This window comes from Kineosporia corallincola, assembly GCF_018499875.1.
Lineage (GTDB): Bacteria > Actinomycetota > Actinomycetes > Actinomycetales > Kineosporiaceae > Kineosporia > Kineosporia corallincola.
The window spans coordinates 1-17,314 of sequence record NZ_JAHBAY010000007.1 but is presented as its reverse complement, the minus strand read 5'-3'; the positions used below and the strand labels follow the sequence as shown (position 1 = coordinate 17,314).

Annotated in this window: 14 protein-coding genes; 11 read left to right on the top strand and 3 right to left on the bottom strand. The window is 72.1% G+C overall.

What is annotated here, in order from left to right; genetic code table 11:
- Window position 1: 1 nt before the first annotated feature.
- From KIH74_RS17525 to KIH74_RS17510, 4 genes are read left to right on the top strand one after another with little or no spacing between them, the layout of a single operon-like run.
- Window positions 2-1,174 carry an exonuclease SbcCD subunit D gene (locus KIH74_RS17525; RefSeq protein WP_214157050.1) on the top strand — a complete coding sequence of 391 codons (1,173 nt, stop codon included), beginning with the start codon at window positions 2-4 and terminating at the stop codon, window positions 1,172-1,174.
- Window positions 1,171-4,515: an AAA family ATPase gene (locus KIH74_RS17520; RefSeq protein WP_214157049.1), complete on the top strand. Its 3,345-nt coding sequence runs from the start codon at window positions 1,171-1,173 to the stop codon at window positions 4,513-4,515. Before KIH74_RS17525 ends, KIH74_RS17520 begins: the two co-directional genes overlap by 4 nt.
- 23 nt (window positions 4,516-4,538) lie before the next feature.
- The gene (locus tag KIH74_RS17515) at window positions 4,539-5,513 is read left to right on the top strand and encodes a DNA double-strand break repair nuclease NurA (RefSeq protein ID WP_372492088.1); all 975 of its coding nucleotides are present in this window, start codon (window positions 4,539-4,541) and stop codon (window positions 5,511-5,513) included.
- A 49-nt stretch (window positions 5,514-5,562) separates the two neighbouring features.
- Entirely contained in the window at window positions 5,563-6,726 is a 1,164-nt protein-coding gene (locus KIH74_RS17510; protein ID WP_214157047.1) for a winged helix DNA-binding domain-containing protein, read from the top strand.
- On the opposite strand, the gene KIH74_RS17505 is transcribed toward KIH74_RS17510, so the two are convergent.
- Window positions 6,710-7,321 carry a TetR/AcrR family transcriptional regulator gene (locus KIH74_RS17505; protein ID WP_214157046.1) on the bottom strand — a complete coding sequence of 204 codons (612 nt, stop codon included), beginning with the start codon at window positions 7,319-7,321 and terminating at the stop codon, window positions 6,710-6,712. The two genes, KIH74_RS17510 and KIH74_RS17505, sit on opposite strands and share 17 nt — an antisense overlap.
- A gap of 125 nt (window positions 7,322-7,446) precedes the next feature.
- Between KIH74_RS17505 and KIH74_RS17500 the strand changes: the two genes are divergently transcribed.
- Window positions 7,447-9,687 (top strand): MMPL family transporter, encoded by a 2,241-nt coding sequence (locus KIH74_RS17500; RefSeq protein WP_214157045.1) that lies wholly within the window; start codon window positions 7,447-7,449, stop codon window positions 9,685-9,687.
- Window positions 9,688-9,768: 81 nt separating this feature from the next.
- On the opposite strand, the gene KIH74_RS17495 is transcribed toward KIH74_RS17500, so the two are convergent.
- Window positions 9,769-10,581 carry an NUDIX domain-containing protein gene (locus KIH74_RS17495; RefSeq protein WP_214157044.1) on the bottom strand — a complete coding sequence of 271 codons (813 nt, stop codon included), beginning with the start codon at window positions 10,579-10,581 and terminating at the stop codon, window positions 9,769-9,771.
- A gap of 125 nt (window positions 10,582-10,706) precedes the next feature.
- Between KIH74_RS17495 and KIH74_RS17490 the strand changes: the two genes are divergently transcribed.
- From KIH74_RS17490 to KIH74_RS17465, 6 genes are all read left to right on the top strand, one after another.
- Entirely contained in the window at window positions 10,707-11,543 is an 837-nt protein-coding gene (locus KIH74_RS17490) for a calcium-binding protein (RefSeq protein WP_214157043.1), read from the top strand.
- A 90-nt stretch (window positions 11,544-11,633) separates the two neighbouring features.
- The gene (locus tag KIH74_RS17485; protein WP_214157042.1) at window positions 11,634-12,458 is read left to right on the top strand and encodes a DUF4097 family beta strand repeat-containing protein; all 825 of its coding nucleotides are present in this window, start codon (window positions 11,634-11,636) and stop codon (window positions 12,456-12,458) included.
- Between the two features lie 75 nt (window positions 12,459-12,533).
- Complete coding sequence (locus tag KIH74_RS17480) at window positions 12,534-13,142, top strand: PadR family transcriptional regulator (protein WP_214157041.1); 609 nt, start codon at window positions 12,534-12,536, stop codon at window positions 13,140-13,142.
- Window positions 13,139-13,843: an ABC transporter ATP-binding protein gene (locus tag KIH74_RS17475; RefSeq protein ID WP_214157040.1), complete on the top strand. Its 705-nt coding sequence runs from the start codon at window positions 13,139-13,141 to the stop codon at window positions 13,841-13,843. Before KIH74_RS17480 ends, KIH74_RS17475 begins: the two co-directional genes overlap by 4 nt.
- Window positions 13,840-15,246, top strand: coding sequence for an ABC transporter permease family protein (locus tag KIH74_RS17470; protein ID WP_214157039.1), 1,407 nt, complete (start codon window positions 13,840-13,842; stop codon window positions 15,244-15,246). The genes KIH74_RS17475 and KIH74_RS17470 overlap by 4 nt, the downstream gene beginning before the upstream one ends.
- Window positions 15,247-15,326: 80 nt before the next feature.
- Window positions 15,327-16,337 carry a phage baseplate protein gene (locus tag KIH74_RS17465; RefSeq protein WP_214157038.1) on the top strand — a complete coding sequence of 337 codons (1,011 nt, stop codon included), beginning with the start codon at window positions 15,327-15,329 and terminating at the stop codon, window positions 16,335-16,337.
- Window positions 16,338-17,039: 702 nt separating this feature from the next.
- Here KIH74_RS17465 and KIH74_RS17460 read toward each other — a convergent pair.
- Window positions 17,040-17,314: IS3 family transposase (locus KIH74_RS17460; protein ID WP_214157037.1), on the bottom strand; the 275-nt coding region annotated here is incomplete at its 5' end.

Below are 17,314 nucleotides of genomic sequence, written 5' to 3'. Positions count from 1 at the left end.
CGTGAAGTTCCTGCACACGTCCGACTGGCACGTCGGCAAGCAGCTCAAGGGCCGGGACCGGCTCGACGAGCAGAAGGCCGTGCTGCGCGAGATCGTCGAGGTGGCGCGCACCCACGAGGTCGACGCCGTGCTGGTCGCGGGCGACCTGTACGAGAACGCGGTGCCGAGCGCGGCCGCGCAGCAGCTGGTGGTGCGCACCCTGATGGCGCTGCGCGACCTGGGCTGCGAGGTCATCGCGCTGGCCGGCAACCACGACCACCCGGGCAGTTTCGACGCCTACCGGCCGCTGATGGGCCGGGCCGGCATCACGCTGGTGGGCAACATCCGGGCGCCGGAGTCCGGCGGCGTGGTGCGGTTCCGGGCGCGTTCCGACGGGCAGGACACCACCGTGGCCCTGCTGCCGTTCCTGTCGCAGCGTTACGCGGTGCGGGCGGCCAGCCTGATGACGCAGTCGCCCGCCGAGAGTTCCGGCGCCTACGACCAGATGGTGCGCGAGGTGCTGGGCGCGCTGTGCGGCGAGTTCCACGACGACACGGTGAATCTCGCGATGGCCCACCTCACCATGACGAACGGCACGTTCGGCGGCGGCGAGCGGATGGCCCAGTCGATCTTCGAGTACTCGGTGCCGGCCACCGTCTTCCCGGCCGAGTGCAGCTACGCCGCGCTGGGGCACCTGCACCGGCGGCAGGCGCTGCCCGCCGCCTGCCCGGTGGTGTACAGCGGCTCGCCGATCGCCGTCGACTTCGGTGAGCAGGACAATCCGTCGGTGGTGTGCCTGGTGGAGGCCACCGCGTCCACCCCGGCCCGGATCACCGACGTGCCGATCACGGCGGCCCGCCGGCTGCGCACGGTGCACGGCACGGTGGCCGAACTGGAGGCGCTGGCCGACGGTTTCGGCGAGGACTACCTGCGGGTGTGGGTGCGCGAACCGGCCCGCGCCGGACTGCGCGAGGCGGTGAGCGACGTGCTGCCCAACGCCCTGGAGGTGCGCATCGACCCGGAGTTCAGCGGCTCGCCCGAGCGCTCCACCCGGCACCGCGACCGCACCAGCGGCAGCCCGCAGGAGCTGTTCGAGCGTTACCTGGAACAGGCCGGCACGAAAGACGCCGCGGTGGCCCGGTTGTTCGCGCAGCTGAGCGACGAGGTCACCGACCCGGAGGGGCTCTCGGCATGAGGCCGGTTCTGCTGGAGATGGAGGGCTTCGCCTCGTTCCGCGAGCGGGCGGTGGTCGACTTCGAGGAGGCCGACTACTTCGCGATCGTCGGTCCCACCGGCTCGGGCAAGTCCACGCTGGTCGACGCGATGACGTTCGCGCTGTTCGGCTCGGCGCCGCGGTGGGGGCGCAAGAACGCGGTCAGCATGGCGTTGTCGCCGCACGGCAACCGGGCCGTGGTGCGGCTGGTGTTCGAGCTGGCCGGGCACCGCTACGTGGTGGCCCGCGAGGTGCGCCGCACCGGTGCCTCGATCTCGGCGAAGAACCAGCGGCTGGAACGGCTTCCGTCGCTGCACAGCCGTGGCGAGGTGGACGAGGTCACGGTGTCGCTGGCCGCCGACAGCAAGGTGACCGAGGCGGTGGAGGAGCTGCTCGGGCTGAACTTCGAGCAGTTCCGGCAGTGTGTGGTGCTGCCGCAGAACGCGTTTGCCGAGTTTCTGCACTCCACGCCGAGCAACCGGCAGCAGATCCTGCTGCGGCTGATCGGGGCCGAGCGCTACGAGCTGATCCGGGGCGAGGCCAACCAGCGCGCGCAGAAGGCGGCCGACCGGGTCGAGCACCTGAACCGGGAGATCGGCGAGCTCGGCGACGCCACCGAGCAGGCGCAGCACCAGGCACAGCTGCGTCACGAGCAGGTGTCCGAGGTGGTCGGGCAGGTGCGTGAGGCGCTGCCCGGCCTGGCGCAGGCCCAGCAGGCCCTGGCCGGGGCGGAGGCCGAGGAGCAGCGGCTGGCGGCCGAGCGTGAGCGGCTGGCGGCCATCGTGGTGCCGGCCGGGGTGTCGGAGATCGACCGGGCGGTGTCGGCGGCGCAGGAGGCGGCCGGGGCCGCGGCCGCCGTCGAGAGCCAGGCCGAGGAGGCCGACACGGCTGCCCGGGAACGGCTTTCGGCCGCTCCGGCGCGGGGTCCGCTGGAGCAGACCCTGAACGACCACGCCGAGCTGGAGCGGCTGGGCACGCAGCGGCCGCAGCTGGCCGAGGCCGAGCACGAGGCGCGGAAGCTGCACGAGACGTCGGGGCAGCAGGTCACCACGGCGGAGCTGAGGCAGTCACAGGCCCAGACCGCCGCCGAGCGGGCGGGGCGCGCGGCCGACGAGGCGCGGCGCCGGGTGAGCGACCTGGACGCGCAGCACCAGCTGCTCACCCGCACCACGCTCCCGCCGGGTCTCGACGAGCTGGACCGCGACCTGGCCGGGGCACAGGCCACACTCGACGCCGCGGCCGGCGCCCTGGCCGACGCCGAGAAGGCGGACGAGGCGGCTACCGAGGCACTGGCGGCCGGGCCGCCGCGGGGTCCGCTGGAGCGGGCCCGGCAGACCCTGGAGGAGCTGGCCCAGATCACCGGACGGCTGTCCGGGCTGACGGCCCGGGCCGAGGCGGTGCGGGCGGCGTCGCTGGAGGCGGCCTCGGCGGTGGACGCCCGGGCCGGGGCGGTGGCCGCCGCCCGGCAGCAGCGTGACCAGGTGCAGTTGCGGCACGCCGCGGCCGGCCTGCGGGAGCACCTGGTGCTGGGCGACGACTGCCCGGTGTGTGCCCAGCCGGTGGCGGCGCTGCCGGGAGGCCCGGTCCGGAAGGCGAACTCGCACCGGGGCGAAGAGGCCGGGCAGACGCCGGAACTGGCGGCCGCCGACGCGGCGCTCGCCGAGGCGGAGAGGCAGCTGGAGCTGGCCCGCACCGCGCAGCACCAAGCCGGCCGTGACGAGAGCGCGGCGCAGACCCGGCTCGACACCACGCGCAAGCGGGAGGAGGAGCTGCGGGCGGCACTCCCCCGGGCCTGTCCCGACCTGGCCACGGCCGATCGGCTGCTCGGCGAGCTGGAGGCGCTGGAGGCCGCCCGCCGTCAGGCCGTGCAGCAGGTGCGGCAGGCGCGGGTGCGGGCCGACGAGGCACGCCGCGAGGCCGAGCAGCTCACCGCCGCCCAGACCCGCATCCGCAGCAGCCTGGACCGCGCGCGTGACCCGCTGGTGGCGTTCGGGGCGCCCGCCGTCGGTGACCTCTCCCTGGCCGAGGCCTGGCGCCGGCTGACCGGCTGGGCCGCCGGGCAGGCCGTCACGACCGGCACCGAACTGGCCGAGGCCCGGCACGACCTGGCCGAGGCCGAGACCGAGCAGCAGCGCGCCGCAACAGAACTCGAGCAGACGCAGACCACCCTGCGGGAGGCCCGCCGGGCGCAGTCGAGCGCCCTGGCCGCCGCCGAGCGGGCCCGTGAGCGGGTGGAGCGGGCCGAGCAGCAGATCAGGCAGCTCACCCAGTCCCTCGCCGTGGCCGTGCCGCCGCGGGAGGCTCGGGAGCGGATCGAGCTCGTCGACGCGCTGGAGGCCGCCGTCCGGCAGGCCGACGAGGCGCTGCGGCAGGCCCGGCAGGAGCGGGAACGGGCCCGGCGCAGGCTGTCCATGCTCGACGACCAGCTCTCCGGTGGCTGGGCCCTGCTGCGCCGCACCCGCGACAAGGTGGTGCAGCTGGGGGCGCCCGAGCTGACGGCCGACGGGCTGCTCGACGGCTGGAGCGCCCTGACCACCTGGAGCTCCGGGGCGGCGGACGAGCGCGAGACCCGGCTCGGCGCGGCACGTCTGGCCACCACCGCCCGTCGCGACGAGGCGGACCGGGCCCGCTCGGCCCTGGTCGGGTTGCTCACCCGGGCCGAGGTCGAGGTGCCGGCGGCCGATCTGGCCGGCACGGCGCTGGCCGTCGTCACCGGCGAGCAGGCGCAGGCCCGGGCGGCGCTGGAGCGGATCCGCGAGCGCCGGCAGCGGGCGGCCCAGGTGCTGGCCGATCGGGAGCAGCAGGAGCGTGAGGCTCAGGTGGCCCGCATGCTGGGTGATCTGCTGCGGTCCGACCGGTTCCCGCGCTGGCTGGCCACGGCGGCGCTGGAGAGCCTGGTCACCGAGGCGTCAGACACGCTGTTGCGGCTGTCGAACGGCCAGTTCGACCTGGATCACGACGACAAGGGTGAGCTGGTGGTGGTGGACCACACCGACGCTGACGCGCGGCGCTCGGTGAAGACGCTGTCGGGCGGCGAGACCTTCCAGGCCAGCCTGGCGATGGCGCTCGCGCTGTCGTCGCAGATGTCGCAGCTGTCCAGTGCGGGCGGGGCGCGGCTCGACTCGATCTTCCTCGACGAGGGCTTCGGCACGCTCGACCCGGACACGCTGGAGACGGTGGCGGGCACCCTGGAGAACCTGGCCCGGGGTGAGCGGATGGTGGGTGTGATCACCCACGTGCCCGCACTGGCCGACCGGGTGCCGGTGCGGTTCAACGTGCGCCGCGACGCGCGGACTTCGAGGGTGGAGAGGCAGAACCTGTGACGGCGACGACCGGCCGGGCCGGCATGACCTACTCGGTGGAGGCCTGGGACCCCAGCTACGGCACCTCCTCGGCCACCGAGGAGGACGAGGCGCGGCCCGGTTCCCGGGCCGAGGTGGTGGCAGACCTCGAGCTGCCCGAGCACGAGTGGCGGGCGATCGCCCCGCGGGCGGGCGTGAGTCATCCTCCGGCAGTGCTTTTCGTCGACGGCGTGCGCCGGGTCGACTCCCGCATCTGGATCGACCACGAGGGCGGCGCCACCCTCGGTCTGTGCGCGTCGTACGCCTCGGGCGTGGTGCTGTGCCGTCACGGCGACCAGGGCAAGTCGGCGGTGATCGCGGGCAGCGACGTGCGCCGCGGGCTGTTCACCACCGCGGTCGGGGCGCAGGACATCCCGGCCCCGGCCCAGCACTACCGGGCGCACATCACCGACACCCAGCCCTCCACACCGCTGCCGGTGCTGCTGTCGTCGATGCTCCAGCAGCGTCTGGCCGAGCTGGAGATCACCACGGCCGTGGCCGCCCGGGAACGGCTGGAGCCGGGCGACGACCGCGACCTGCTGGTGATCGACGGCCCGTTGCGGGGGCGGCAGCACCTGCCCCGCACCATCGGCTACATCAAGACGCACCACAGCGACTACCTGCCGCCGGAGCTGAACCAGCTCGTGGCCAGGCTCGAACCGGGCCAGCGCACACCGGTTTTCCGGATGGGCACGAACTGGGAACGGCACTCCTGGTATCTGCGCCTGCCCTACCGCGAGGGCGCACCCTGGGCCGGCATCGTGCGGGTGGAGTGCAGCGCCGACCTGACCGCGGCCGACGCGATCGAGCTGGCGTATCTCAGCCAGGCGGTGCTGGTGCGCTATGCCAGCAGCGAGATCAAAGACCCTCGCGCGCCCCAGAACCTCTACCCGATCGCCGGTCTGGAGAAGGAACTGCGTCGGCGCCTGGGCAACCCGCAGCTGCTGCACCGCGCGCTGCGCACCGGCCGGGGCCGCTGACGTGACCCGGGGTGGGGGCGCTGCCGGAGGCGGGGGCCCGGCCGCTGACGTGACCGGGGGCGGGGGCGCGGCCGGGGGCGGGGCGCCCGAACTCACCGCACGGCAGCTGAACCGGGCCACCCTGGAGCGGCAGATGCTGCTGCGCCGGGTGTATCGCGAAGTTCCCGACGCCGTGCGGGAACTCGCCGCGCTCCAGGCCCAGGAGGCGGCATCACCGTATCTGGCGCTGTGGAACCGGATCTCCGGCTTCGATCCGGCCGCGCTGGACCGGGCGTTCGCGGACCGCGCCGTGGTGAAGGCGACGCTGATGCGGATGACGCTCCACGCCGTCCACCATCAGGACTACGCCGCGTTCTACGCGGCGATGCGGGCCCGCCTGCGCTCCGGCCGGGTGGGTGACGACCGCTTCACCGTGGGTGGGCTGACCGGTGACCAGGCCGACGCACTGATCCCGGCGCTGCGCAGCTTCGCCGGCAAGCAGCAGCGCACCGGCGTGGAGATCGAGGCGCACGTGGCGCAACAGCTGGGCGGTCCCCGTCAGGGTGTGTGGTGGGCGCTGAAAACCTATGCGCCGCTGCATCACGCGCCCACCGGCGGGCCGTGGGGGTTCCGGGGCCGGCTGGCCTTCCGGGCGGCCGACCGGGCCTGGGAGAGGGTGACCCGCGAGCAGGGCGCGCAACTGCTGGCCCAGCGCTACCTGGCGGCGTTCGGGCCGGCCGGGGTGGCCGACTTCGCCCAGTTCACCCTGCTGACGCAGGGCGTGGCCCGGGCCGCGATGGAGAGCGTGGGCACCGTCCGCTATCGCGGGCCGGGCGGGCGGGAGCTCTTCGACGTCCCCGGCAAGACCGTGCCGCCCGAAGACACCCCGGCGCCGGCCAGGTTGCTGCCGATGTGGGACAGCACGCTGCTGGCCTATCGCGAGCGCGACCGGATCGTGCCGCCGCAATACCGCCCGGTGGTGATCCGGCGCAACGGCAACGTGCTGCCCACGATCCTGGTCGACGGGCAGGTGGCCGGGGTGTGGCGGGTGCTGGGCGACGCGGTGGAGGTGTCGGCGTTCCACCGGCTGCCGGCGAGTGCCTGGGCGGAGCTGTCCACCGAATCCGCCGCACTGCTGGACTTTCTGGGTGAACGTGACCCGCGCGTCTACGGCGCGTACCACCACTGGTGGGTGAAGGGGATCGACGCGGCTGAGCTCAGAACGCTTCCCTGAGCACCGGGAACACCGGAGGCTCAGCCTCGATCTGGCGGGCGAGCGACCGGAACAGCTCCCGGATCTCCTCCTCGCTCAGGTCGTGCTCATCGCGGAAGGCGAGGTCGCCCATGTACTCCAGCAGCGACGTGGTGAGCCGGGCCGTCATCACGCAGAACACGTCGTGCGGGGGCCGGTCGAGACGTTCGGCGATGGCGGCCTCAAGCCGGACGCGCTCGCTGACGAACTCTTCCAGAAGGCGCATGCGCGGGGCCGGATTGGCGTTGACCACCTGCTGGATCTGGCGCAGCTGCTGGGGGTCACCCCGGTCCGCGAGGAACAGCTCGGTCATGACGTGGCCGAGCGCGATGTCGAGCGGCTCGTCGGCGGGCCTGGAATTCAGGCTCTCGACGAGCTTTCCGCGGAATGCCAGCGGCTCGATGATCAGGAGGTCTTTGGTGGGGAAGTACCGGTAGAGCGTGGACGTGCCGATGCCCGCCGCCTCGGCGATGTCTTCCATCTTGGTGGCTTCGTACCCACGCTCGAGGAACAAGGACAGGGCGGTGTCGATGATCGTCTCGCGGGTCCGCGCGGCATTCCGCTCCCTCAGGCCCATGCGGGAAGTTTAACAGCGAATCCCAAGTTGGTAGTCACTTCCACATCGGGTTACTGTGCCGATTGGGCAGTCACTGCGGACTGCGCAGTGACCTTCACCCCCCAGCCCCCGAAAGGTTGCGCCGCATGGCTTGGCATCTGTTCCGCCTGGGCAGGTGGTCGTTCGTCCACCGCCGCACCGTCGCCGGAATCTGGCTCCTGCTCCTGGTTCTCGCGGGCGCGGGCACGGCCACCCTGGCCGGCCAGACCGATGACAACTTCACCCTTCCGGGTCTTGAGTCGACCGATGCGTTCGCCCTGATCGAGGAGCGCAGCCCGTCCGCCTCACCAGACGGTGCCACCGCGAACATCGTGTTCGAGGCCGCCGAGGGCAAGACCCTGGCCGACAGCCAGGACGAGATCACCGCGGCCCTGGCCCAGGTGAAGACCGACGACGTGGCCTCGGTGAGCGACCCGTTCACCTCCGGCACGATCTCCGAGAGCGGCCGGGTCGGCTACGCCACCGTCAGCTACGCCGTCACCGCGGCCGACCTGAGCGACGCCGACAAGGACGCGCTGGAGAGCGTGAAGTCGGCCGCCGAGGACGCCGGCGTCACCACGGCGGTCGGCGGCGACGCGCTGGACGACGTGCCCGCGGCCGGCTCGGCCGAGGCGATCGGCATCGTGGTCGCCCTGGTGGTGCTGGCCATCACCTTCGGTTCGCTGGTGGCCGCCGGGATGCCGCTGATCACCGCGATCATCGGGGTCGGCATCGGCTACGCGGGCATCAGCACGCTCACCGGGTTCGTCGACCTCAGCTCGGTCACCCCGGCCCTGGGCTCGATGCTCGGCCTGGCCGTCGGTATCGACTACGCGCTCTTCATCATGTCGCGCTACCAGCACGAGGTGCGCTCGGGCCGCTCCTTGGAGGAGGCCGCCGGCGCCGCGGTCGGAACCGCCGGTTCCGCCGTCATCTTCGCCGGTCTGACCGTCATCATCGCGCTGGCCGGGCTGAGCATCACCGGCATCACCTTCCTCACCCAGATGGGTGTGGCCGCCGCCGCCATGGTGGCCATCGCCGTGCTCATCGCCCTCACCCTGCTGCCCGCCATCCTCGGCTTCGCCGGGCCGCGCATCACCCGGGGCGGCATCCGCGGCCTGAAGCAGCGGGACCCGGAGGACGACGCCGATCGCACCAACGGGCGTCGCTGGGTGGAGACGGTCAGCCGTCTGCGCTGGCCGGCCCTGGTGGCCGGGGTCGCGCTGGCCGCGGTGATCTCGATCCCGGTGACCAAGATGGAACTGGCCATCCCCGACGACGCCACCGCCGCGAGCGGCAGCGACGCCCGGATCGCCTACGACCTGATCTCCGAGAACTTCGGCGCCGGCGCGAACGGCCCGCTCGTGGTGGTTGTCGACACGATCGACGCCACCGACAAGAGCGCCGCCGTCGCCGCCGTGCAGACCAGGCTGGCGGCGATCCCGCAGGACGACATCGCGGCCCTGGTGCCGCCGGTCACCAGCGACACCGAGGAGGCGCAGACCGCGTTCCAGCAGCAGCTGGAGGCCGTGAACCTGGCCAACTTCACCATCATCCCGAAGAGCGGCCCGTCCGACGCCGACACCAAGGACCTGGTCAACACCATCCGTGACGCCCTGGCCGACCTGCCCGCGGAGACCGGCGCGAAGGCCATGGTGACCGGGCAGACCGCGGTCGGCGTGGACATCTCACAGAAGCTGATGGACGTGTTCCCGCTCTACCTGCTGGTGGTCGTCGGCCTGGCGTTCCTGCTGCTGGTGCTGGTGTTCCGCTCGATCCTGGTGCCGCTCAAGGCCGCCCTGGGCTTCCTGCTGTCGGTCGGGATCGCGCTCGGCTCCACGGTCGCGGTGTTCCAGTGGGGCTGGCTGAACAACCTGCTCGGCCTCGACATCACCATGCCGGTGCTGTTCATCCTGCCGCTGCTGCTCACCGGTGTGCTGTTCGGCCTGGCCATGGACTACGAGGTCTTCCTGGTCACCCGCATGCGGGAGGCGTACGTGCACGGCACCGAGGCCCGGAAGGCCGTCATCGAGGGCTTCTCGCACAGCGCCCGCGTGGTCACGGCCGCCGCCGTCATCATGTTCGGCGTGTTCGCCGGGTTCGCCCTGGGACACGACGTGATGATCAAGACCATCGGTTTCGCGCTCGCCGTCGGCGTGATCGCGGACGCGTTCCTGGTGCGCATGCTGATCGTGCCCGCCGTGATGGCGATCATCGGCAAGAGCATCTGGTGGCTGCCGGCCTGGCTGGACCGGGCGCTGCCGAACCTCGACATCGAGGGCGAGGCCCTGCTCGAGAAGATCGGGCCGGCGCCCGGTCACCAGGAGCCGGTCACCACCGGTTCCTGATCCGGCGAAAACCCTTCAAACCACGGACGACGGTGAGCTCGCGACGCGCTCGCCGTCGTCCATCCGGATCAGCCATCCGGATCAGCGGCGTGAACCCACCCGGTCGTTGCGCCGTTCCTCCCGCGACCAGCCGCGCGAGCGCAGGGTGAAGCGGCGGCGGATGCGCTGGCCGAACGCGAAAGTGGCCACGGCCGGGTCGAACTCGGCGCGCGGGCCGAGCAGCAGGGAGTCGTCGTCTTCCGGCAGGCCGGTCAGGTCGATCACGGTGCGCACGAGCGGCTTCCCGTCCTCCGGGGCCGCGATCGCCGGTGTCTCGGGTGCCGGTGTCTCGGGGGCCGGCTTCTCGGACGCCAGGACCTCGGCCGCCGGCGCCCGGTCACGCGCCTTCCCGGGTGCGGACGCCGTACCGGTGGCGGACGCCGTTGCCGTGACGGGCTTTTCGTCGTCCACCGTTTGCATCGTGGCCGCCACCGCGATGACGGCCGTGGTGACCAGCGGACGCACCGGGTGGCGCAGCGGCAGCGAGTCGAGGGTGGCCAGATCGACCCAGCGCGGCGTGTAGCGGTTGTTGCGGTTGGAGTGCCTGGTCTCGGGGCCGGACATCCGCAGCTTCGGCTCGCCGGGCACGACCGCGAGAAAATAGGCCTGGCCGTCGTGGTCGGGCAGCCGGCCCGCCAGCGTGACCTCCAGCCCGAGCTCCTCGCGGATCTCCCGCACGGCAGCCTGCTCGGGCGACTCCCCCGGCTCCAGCCGGCCACCGGGAACGCTGAAATAGCGGTCTCCGCGCACATTTCGCTCGATCATGGCCACCCGGCCGCTGGGCGCGAGGGTGATCACCCGGGCCCGGCGGATCTTCGGCTGCCGTTGTTTGCGTTTACGCGCGAGACCACCCACACCCGACATCGTGCCCTGAACGAAACTCTTCAGCCAATTCGCGGACTCCCGACCTGCCACATCACCACAGTAGGCGTAGCGTGCCGTCGGCGACACTCAGGGTAGTCGGATTCTGGAGGCACGTGATGACCCCGCACCCCGCCCGGCCTTTGACCATGGCGGTGGCGACGGTTCTCGGGCTGGCGCCGCTCGCGGCGGCCGGCACCGCCCGGGCCGCCGAACCGCAGGCCACCGTGAGCGTGGCGGGCCACCGGGTCACCTACCGGGCCGCGCCGGGACAGGTCAACGACGTCACCGCGTCGGTCAGCTGGAACGACGCCGAGAACACCCTGATCTACCTGATCGACGACTCGGTGCGGGTGAAGGCCGGCCACGGCTGCACCCATCCACTCTCCGACGACCGCACCAGCGTGCGCTGCGCCGTGACCCCGCCCGGCACCCCCGACCCGGCGTCCGTGATGTCGATGGTACTGGGCGACCGCGACGACACCGTCGAGTTCCACAACAACACCTCGCAGGTGTTCTGGTTCAGCGAATTCTGGCTGGGGGCGGGCAAGGACCGGCTGGACAGCAGCGATCCCTCCACCGACGACGGCAGTTTCGTCTGGGGCCAGAACGGCGACGACCGGATCACCACCGGGCCGGTCGCCACGGTGCAGGGCGGGGGCGGTGCCGACATCCTCACCACCAACGGCGGAATGAGCGATCTGGAGGGCGGGCAGGGTGACGACATGATCCTGGCCGGCGTCGGGCCGCAGTTCCTGCGGGGTGGTGACGGCGACGACGTGATCCGCGGCGGGGGCGGCAGGGACGTGCTGTACGGCGGTGCGGGCGACGACCGGCTGTACGGCGAGCGGGGCGACGACACCCTGTACGGCGACGGCGGCGACGACCAGTTGCACGGCGGCCAGGGTGAGGACCGGCTGCGCGGCGGGCCGGGCCAGGATCGGCTGCGGCCCTGAGGTCCCGCCCGCGGGGTGGGGTTATCCCCCCTGCGCTTGCGGATGGCCGCCCCATCCCGGGACGGTCGCGGCATCCCTAGCGTTGTCGGCATGACCACACAGACTCCCGAGTTCCCGGCCGTTCCCGCCCCGCCCCGCCCGCGGCACCCCGGGCGGCGCCGGGCCGTCCGTCTGGTGACCGGCGGCGTGGCGGCCGTCATCGTCGTCACCGTCGCGGCGGGCGTCACGCTGTTCTGGTCGGCGCAGGAGGAGACCACCCGAAAGGGTTTCTCCGACGGGGTCACTCAGCTGCGGGTGCGCACCGACACCGGGCACATCACCGTGCGAGCCGGCGCGGAGGGCGAGCCGGTGAGCCTGAAGGCCCGCTCCCGCACGGCTTTCGCCACGCCCGACGTGGTCACCAGCGAGAAGGACGGCACGCTGGAGGTGGAGGGCCGATGCACGGGCCGGTTCCCGCTGCTGAACCTCTGCTCGATCGACCTCGACCTGGTGGTGCCGGCCGGGGTGAGCGTGACGGCCGTGACCGATACCGGCGACGTGGTGCTGGAGGGCACGACCGCGGGCGGCAGCGCCAGCACCGACACCGGCGACATCGAACTCACGTCCGTGGGCGGCACTCTCACGCTGGAGACCGACACCGGGAAGGTGACCGGAACCGGCCTGACCGGCGGCGGCGTGACGGCCTCCTCCGACACCGGCGACATCGAGCTCAGCTTCGGCACGGCGCCGGACACGGTGCGGGCGACCACCGACACCGGGGACGCCGTGGTGCGGGTGCCGGACGACGGGCAGACCTACCGCGTGGACGCGGAGACCGACAACGGCGAGCGCACCGTGCGGGTGCCGGAGGACGACGCGGCGGCGCGGGAGATCACGCTGAAGGCCGACACGGGGGACGTGTCGGTGGTCCACTGACCGGCCGACCCACCGGCCGGGTGATGTCGGCAACTATTCACTCAGTACATATGTATCGAGTGTATAGTCGCCGTCATGGCCACCGGCGATGCGCTGCTAGCGCTCCTCCTCCCCGGCCCTCGTCACGGGTACGACCTGAAACGTGCTCACGACGAATGGTTCTCCGGTCTGCGACCCCTCGCGTTCGGGCAGGTCTACTCGACCCTGGCCCGGCTGCAACGCGACGCCCTGATCCAGGTGGTGCAGACCGAGACAGCCGACGGGCCGGAACGTACCGTCTACGAACTCACGGAACCGGGCCGCACCCAGGTGATGACCTGGCTGGCGGAGCCGGTGGATCCAGCCGGCCCGGGCGGGCCGCCGGCCGACGAGCTGATCCGCAAGACCCTGGCCGCCTATCGCCTGGGGGCCGACCCGAACGGGGTGATGGCCCGGCAGCGCGCGGTGCACCTGCGGGCCATCCGGGCCCTCGAGTCCTCGACCGAGGGCGAACCCGAAGAGCTGGTGGGACAGGCCGTCTCGCGCGACCACCGGCGTCTTCACCTGGACGCCGACCTGCGCTGGCTGGAGCTGGCCGGGGACCGCATGCGCCGCCGTCCCGCACCCGTCGCGGACCGGCTGTCCGGCCCGGTCCCGGCCGGCCCCCTCGACGGAGCCGGTCACCCCGAAGGAGCAGAAGAATGAGCGAGACCAGCGTGAACGTCGGCGGGGAGCCGGTTCTCGTGCTCGACGGCATCCAGCACGCCTATCACCGCACGGTCGCCGTGCGGGGCATCAGCCTGAGCGTGCGTCCGGGTGAGATCGTGGCCGTCACCGGCCCGAGCGGGTGCGGCAAGTCCACCGTGCTGCACGTGGCGGCCGGGCTGATCCGGCCGCAGAGCGGCACGGTGCGGCTGTTCGGGCAGCAGCTCGAGGGAGCGGGGGACGACGAGAGGGCCCGGCTGCGCCGCAGCAAGATCGCGCTCGTGCTCCAGTTCGGCCAGCTGGTGCCGGAACTCACCGGCCTGGACAACGTGGCCCTGCCGCTGCTGCTCGACGGGCACGACCCGAAGGAGGCCCGGCGGCTGGCCCTGAGCTGGCTGGAGCGGTGCGGCGCGCAGGACCTGGCCGAGGTCGGGCCGCCGGAGATGTCCGGCGGGCAGGCCCAGCGGGTGGCGGTGGCCCGGTCGCTGATCACCAGCCCGCAGCTGATTCTCGCCGACGAGCCGACCGGCAGCCTGGACTCGATCGGTGGCCGGGAGCTGCTCGACCTGATGCTCGGCGAGGCCCGGCGCAGCGGAGCGGCACTGGTCGTCGTCACCCACGACAACTCGGTGGCGGCCCGGGCGGACCGTGAGATCCGGCTGCTGGACGGCGTCATCGCCTCGGAGGCGGTGCTGGCATGAGCGGGGGCAACAGCGCGGTGCTGCGGCAGCTCGCCCGGCCCCGGACCACCGCCGACCGCAAGCGGTCCCGGCAGATGTCGATCGGGGTGGCCGGCAGCGGGGCGCTCCTGCTCGGGGCGCTGGCCATCCTCATGATCCCGAGCGGTTTTTCGTCGTCCATGATCTGTGGCGACTTCGGTTGCACCACGGATCTCGGCTCGGGGGAACCGGTTACGGAAGCCCTGGCGCCCTATGTGGCGCAGGACGGGCTGCGGGGCGGCACCGCGCTGGGCGCGGTGCTGCTGGTGGTCCCGTTCGTGCTTCTCGCCGTGCAGGCGCTGCGCACCGGAACGGCGGCACGCGAACGGCGGCTGGCCGCACTCAGCCTGGCCGGGGCGACCCGCCAGGACCTGCGCCGGCTGGCCTTTCTGGAGGGGACGCGTGCCGCCGTGATCGGGGCGCTGGGCTCCGGGCCGGCCTATCTCCTGCTGTGGCTGGTGCTCGGCCCGGCGATGCCGGACGGCGCGAAGCTGCTCCCCCGGCCGGACCTGGTGCTGTTCGGTGGCTGGATCGTCCTGGTGGTGGTGCTCGGGCTCGCCGGTGGGCTGGTCGCCCGGCAGACGGCGCGCACGGCCACCGTCTCACCGCTGGGCCTGACCCGGCGGCGGCCCCGCCCGCTGACGGCGCTCGACGCGCTGGTGCCCCCGGTCTCCGCCGTGCTGGTCGGCGTCGGTCTGTGGTCGACCATCCACATCGACTTCCTCGGTGTACTGATCGCCATGGCCGCCGTCGTGGCCCTGGTGGTCAGCGGCGGCCCCTGGGTGATCCTGGCGGCCGGGCGGTATGCCTCGCGCCGCGAGAACCTGGTGAACTCGCTGGCCGGACGCCGTCTGCTGGCCGACGTGCGTTCCCCGGGCCGGGTGGTCGGCGTGATGCTGGCCGTGGGCATCGCGTTCAGCGTCATCACGTTGCTGACCGCCGACGTGCTGATCCAGGAAGACACCTACGACCAGAACTTCTACCTGGCCGGGCTCGGGGCGGCCGCGGCGGCGGCCTGCGTGGCCGCGGTGGTGGCGACGTCCGCCCTGGTGGTGGGGGCCACCGAGCAGATCCTCGACAGTGCCCGGGCGACAGCCGTTCTGGTGGCCCTGGCCGCGTCCCCGGCGTTCGTGTCGAGGGTGGTGCGCCGGCAGATGCTGTTCGCGGCCGTGCCCGCCGCCGTGATCGGCGCGGTGCTGGGCTGGATCGTCTACGGCGCGCTGCTGCTGAACGCGCAGGAGAATGCGCTGTGGCTGGCCGCCGCCCTCCCCGCCGCCCTGCTGGCCTCGGTGCTGGCGGCGGGGCTGGGGGTGCTGGTGGCGGCGCGGGCCGTGCGGCCGGCGATCCTGAGCAGCTCGTCGCCGGACAATCTGCGCACTCCCTGAGCCTTTTTCGTCCCTCATGTCCCTAGAGGTCGTGGATACTCGTGGCGGGGCATGAGGGACGAACAAGGGACGAGGTCTGAATGAGCAGGCTGATCAGCCGGCGCAATCTTCTGCTGGCAGGGGGCGGGACGCTGGGGGCGGCACTGGCGGGTGGGGCCACCGCCTCCCCGGCGAGTGCGGCGGTGGCCGGCACGGTGCAGTTCGACCTGACCGTCGGTGCCACCCAGTTGATCCGGGAGAAGGAGCTGGCGGGCCCGAAGGTGCTCCAGTCGTTCGGCATCGACAACGTCAACGACCGCATCTACTGGGCGCAGCTGAGCAACAACGACGGCGACGGTGATCTGACGATCACCAAGACCGACCTCAGCGGGGCGAGGATCGGGCCGGACCACGTGTACCTGAAGGGTTTCGGTCACGGTGTGCAGATCGCTGTGCAACCCGACGGCGGCGGCGCGTACGTCTGGGTGGAGGCAGCGGCCGACAGCAAGGGTTTCGGCACGAAGATCGCCCGGTTCCGGTTCAACGACTTCGACAAGGGCCAGACCCTGACGGCGAGTTCGTCCGGCGTGGAGATCTTCGACCCCCGGCCGGACGGCACGAACAAGTCCATCACCATCGACCCGTACTGGAAGCGGGTGGCGATCCGGTACATCCAGGACGACGTCGTGTACTACCGGCTCTACACGCTCGCGGCCTTCGCCGATCACGACTACGGCAGTCCGCTGGCCGAGGTGGCGCCGGGCAACTTCAACACCTTCCAGGGCCTGGCCACCTTCGGCAGTTACCTGTACCTGCTGACCGGCAACGCCTACTCCGACGGCTACGGCGACGTGTACGACGGCAAGCTGGCCGACGGCTCGTACGCGGACGGCAACACCTACCTGCGAACCGTGGACTGGAACACCGGCACCGTGGTCAAGACGTCGCTGAGCAAGGCGGGTTACACGCTGTACTACCGCGAGCCGGAGGGCATGGCGGTGCAGATGACCGACCCCTCGGACGTGAACTCGGCCCGGCTGTGCTTCGGTTTCGCCTCGGGTGCGGAGGGCGAGCGGCGGGCTAGCGTTTATTACAAGAAGGGGTTCGTGTAGGACGCGCGAAGGTGGGGGCTCCGCGTCCTCGAGCGAGCCCCCGCCTCTGGGCCTGAGCACGCCGTCATCTCCGGCAGCAGCGTTTCGCCACATCCACGATCGCCGTCGCCGCCGGCAGATCTGCCTCGACGTCCTCGGCGTGCAGGCGATCCTCGGAACCTGCGTCCCCCCTTGCTGAATCAGGAGGGCAGTGAGTGCCTTTCGGGCCGCAGCGTGCAGCGCTCCGTAGGCGATCGCCGGTTCCAGCGCGGAAACGCCCTGTGCCGTCTGCACATGCGAGTGCGCCTTGTCGAGCAGATGCCGCGCCTCTGGCTCATTGGTGACCTCGCGCCGCAGACGCCCTGCGGCCCGCTCGGCGGCGTCGTAGACGGCGTCCCGATCGACTGGCCCCACGACGAGTACGTCCACGTCACCGGGCGCCGGCCCTGGCTCGCCGTCGTATCGCGCCGCCCATGATCCAAAAATGTACGGTGCCCCCAGACCGGGCAGATCCGCGAACTCCTCCGGCACGATCTGTCGCGGCCCGAAGGTGACAGCGATGAGCTGGCGGAGGGGTTCCGTGGCGGGATTGGCTTCGTTCGCCGAGACCAGCCGAGCACGCCCCTGTTTGACCAGCCCCAGCAGGCCCTCCTCATGCAGCCGGTTCACCTCACGGGCGACCGTGGGCAGGGGTGAGGTCCCCCCGCTTCTCGGAAGCGGTGATTACCTGGCGCCGGCTGGCTCCAGGGGCTGGTTGACGGCGACCTGTTCGGGGTGGCCGTTGGGGTAGCGGGCTTCGTATTCGTCGGGGCTGAGGTAGCCCAGGCGGCGTTGGATGCGGCGGGTGTTGTACCAGCCGTCGATGTAGGCGAACAGGGCATTCTCCGCCTCGTCACGGGTGCGCCAGGCTGTGCGGTAGGCCAGTTCGGTCTTCAGGGTGGAGAAGAAGTTCTCCATCAGGGCATTGTCGTAGGAGTCCCCGACCGAGCCCATCGACA

What these genes read in the sequence shown, in the direction of transcription:
- KIH74_RS17520 (WP_214157049.1), top strand. Translation starts at nt 1,171, where the DNA reads ATGAGGCCGGTTCTGCTGGAGATGGAGGGCTTCGCCTCGTTCCGCGAG.
- KIH74_RS17515 (WP_372492088.1), top strand. Translation starts at nt 4,539, where the DNA reads ATGACCTACTCGGTGGAGGCCTGGGACCCCAGCTACGGCACCTCCTCG.
- KIH74_RS17505 (WP_214157046.1), bottom strand. Translation starts at nt 7,321, where the DNA reads ATGGGCCTGAGGGAGCGGAATGCCGCGCGGACCCGCGAGACGATCATC.
- KIH74_RS17500 (WP_214157045.1), top strand. Translation starts at nt 7,447, where the DNA reads ATGGCTTGGCATCTGTTCCGCCTGGGCAGGTGGTCGTTCGTCCACCGC.
- KIH74_RS17490 (WP_214157043.1), top strand. Translation starts at nt 10,707, where the DNA reads ATGACCCCGCACCCCGCCCGGCCTTTGACCATGGCGGTGGCGACGGTT.
- KIH74_RS17485 (WP_214157042.1), top strand. Translation starts at nt 11,634, where the DNA reads ATGACCACACAGACTCCCGAGTTCCCGGCCGTTCCCGCCCCGCCCCGC.
- KIH74_RS17480 (WP_214157041.1), top strand. Translation starts at nt 12,534, where the DNA reads ATGGCCACCGGCGATGCGCTGCTAGCGCTCCTCCTCCCCGGCCCTCGT.
- KIH74_RS17475 (WP_214157040.1), top strand. Translation starts at nt 13,139, where the DNA reads ATGAGCGAGACCAGCGTGAACGTCGGCGGGGAGCCGGTTCTCGTGCTC.
- KIH74_RS17470 (WP_214157039.1), top strand. Translation starts at nt 13,840, where the DNA reads ATGAGCGGGGGCAACAGCGCGGTGCTGCGGCAGCTCGCCCGGCCCCGG.
- KIH74_RS17465 (WP_214157038.1), top strand. Translation starts at nt 15,327, where the DNA reads ATGAGCAGGCTGATCAGCCGGCGCAATCTTCTGCTGGCAGGGGGCGGG.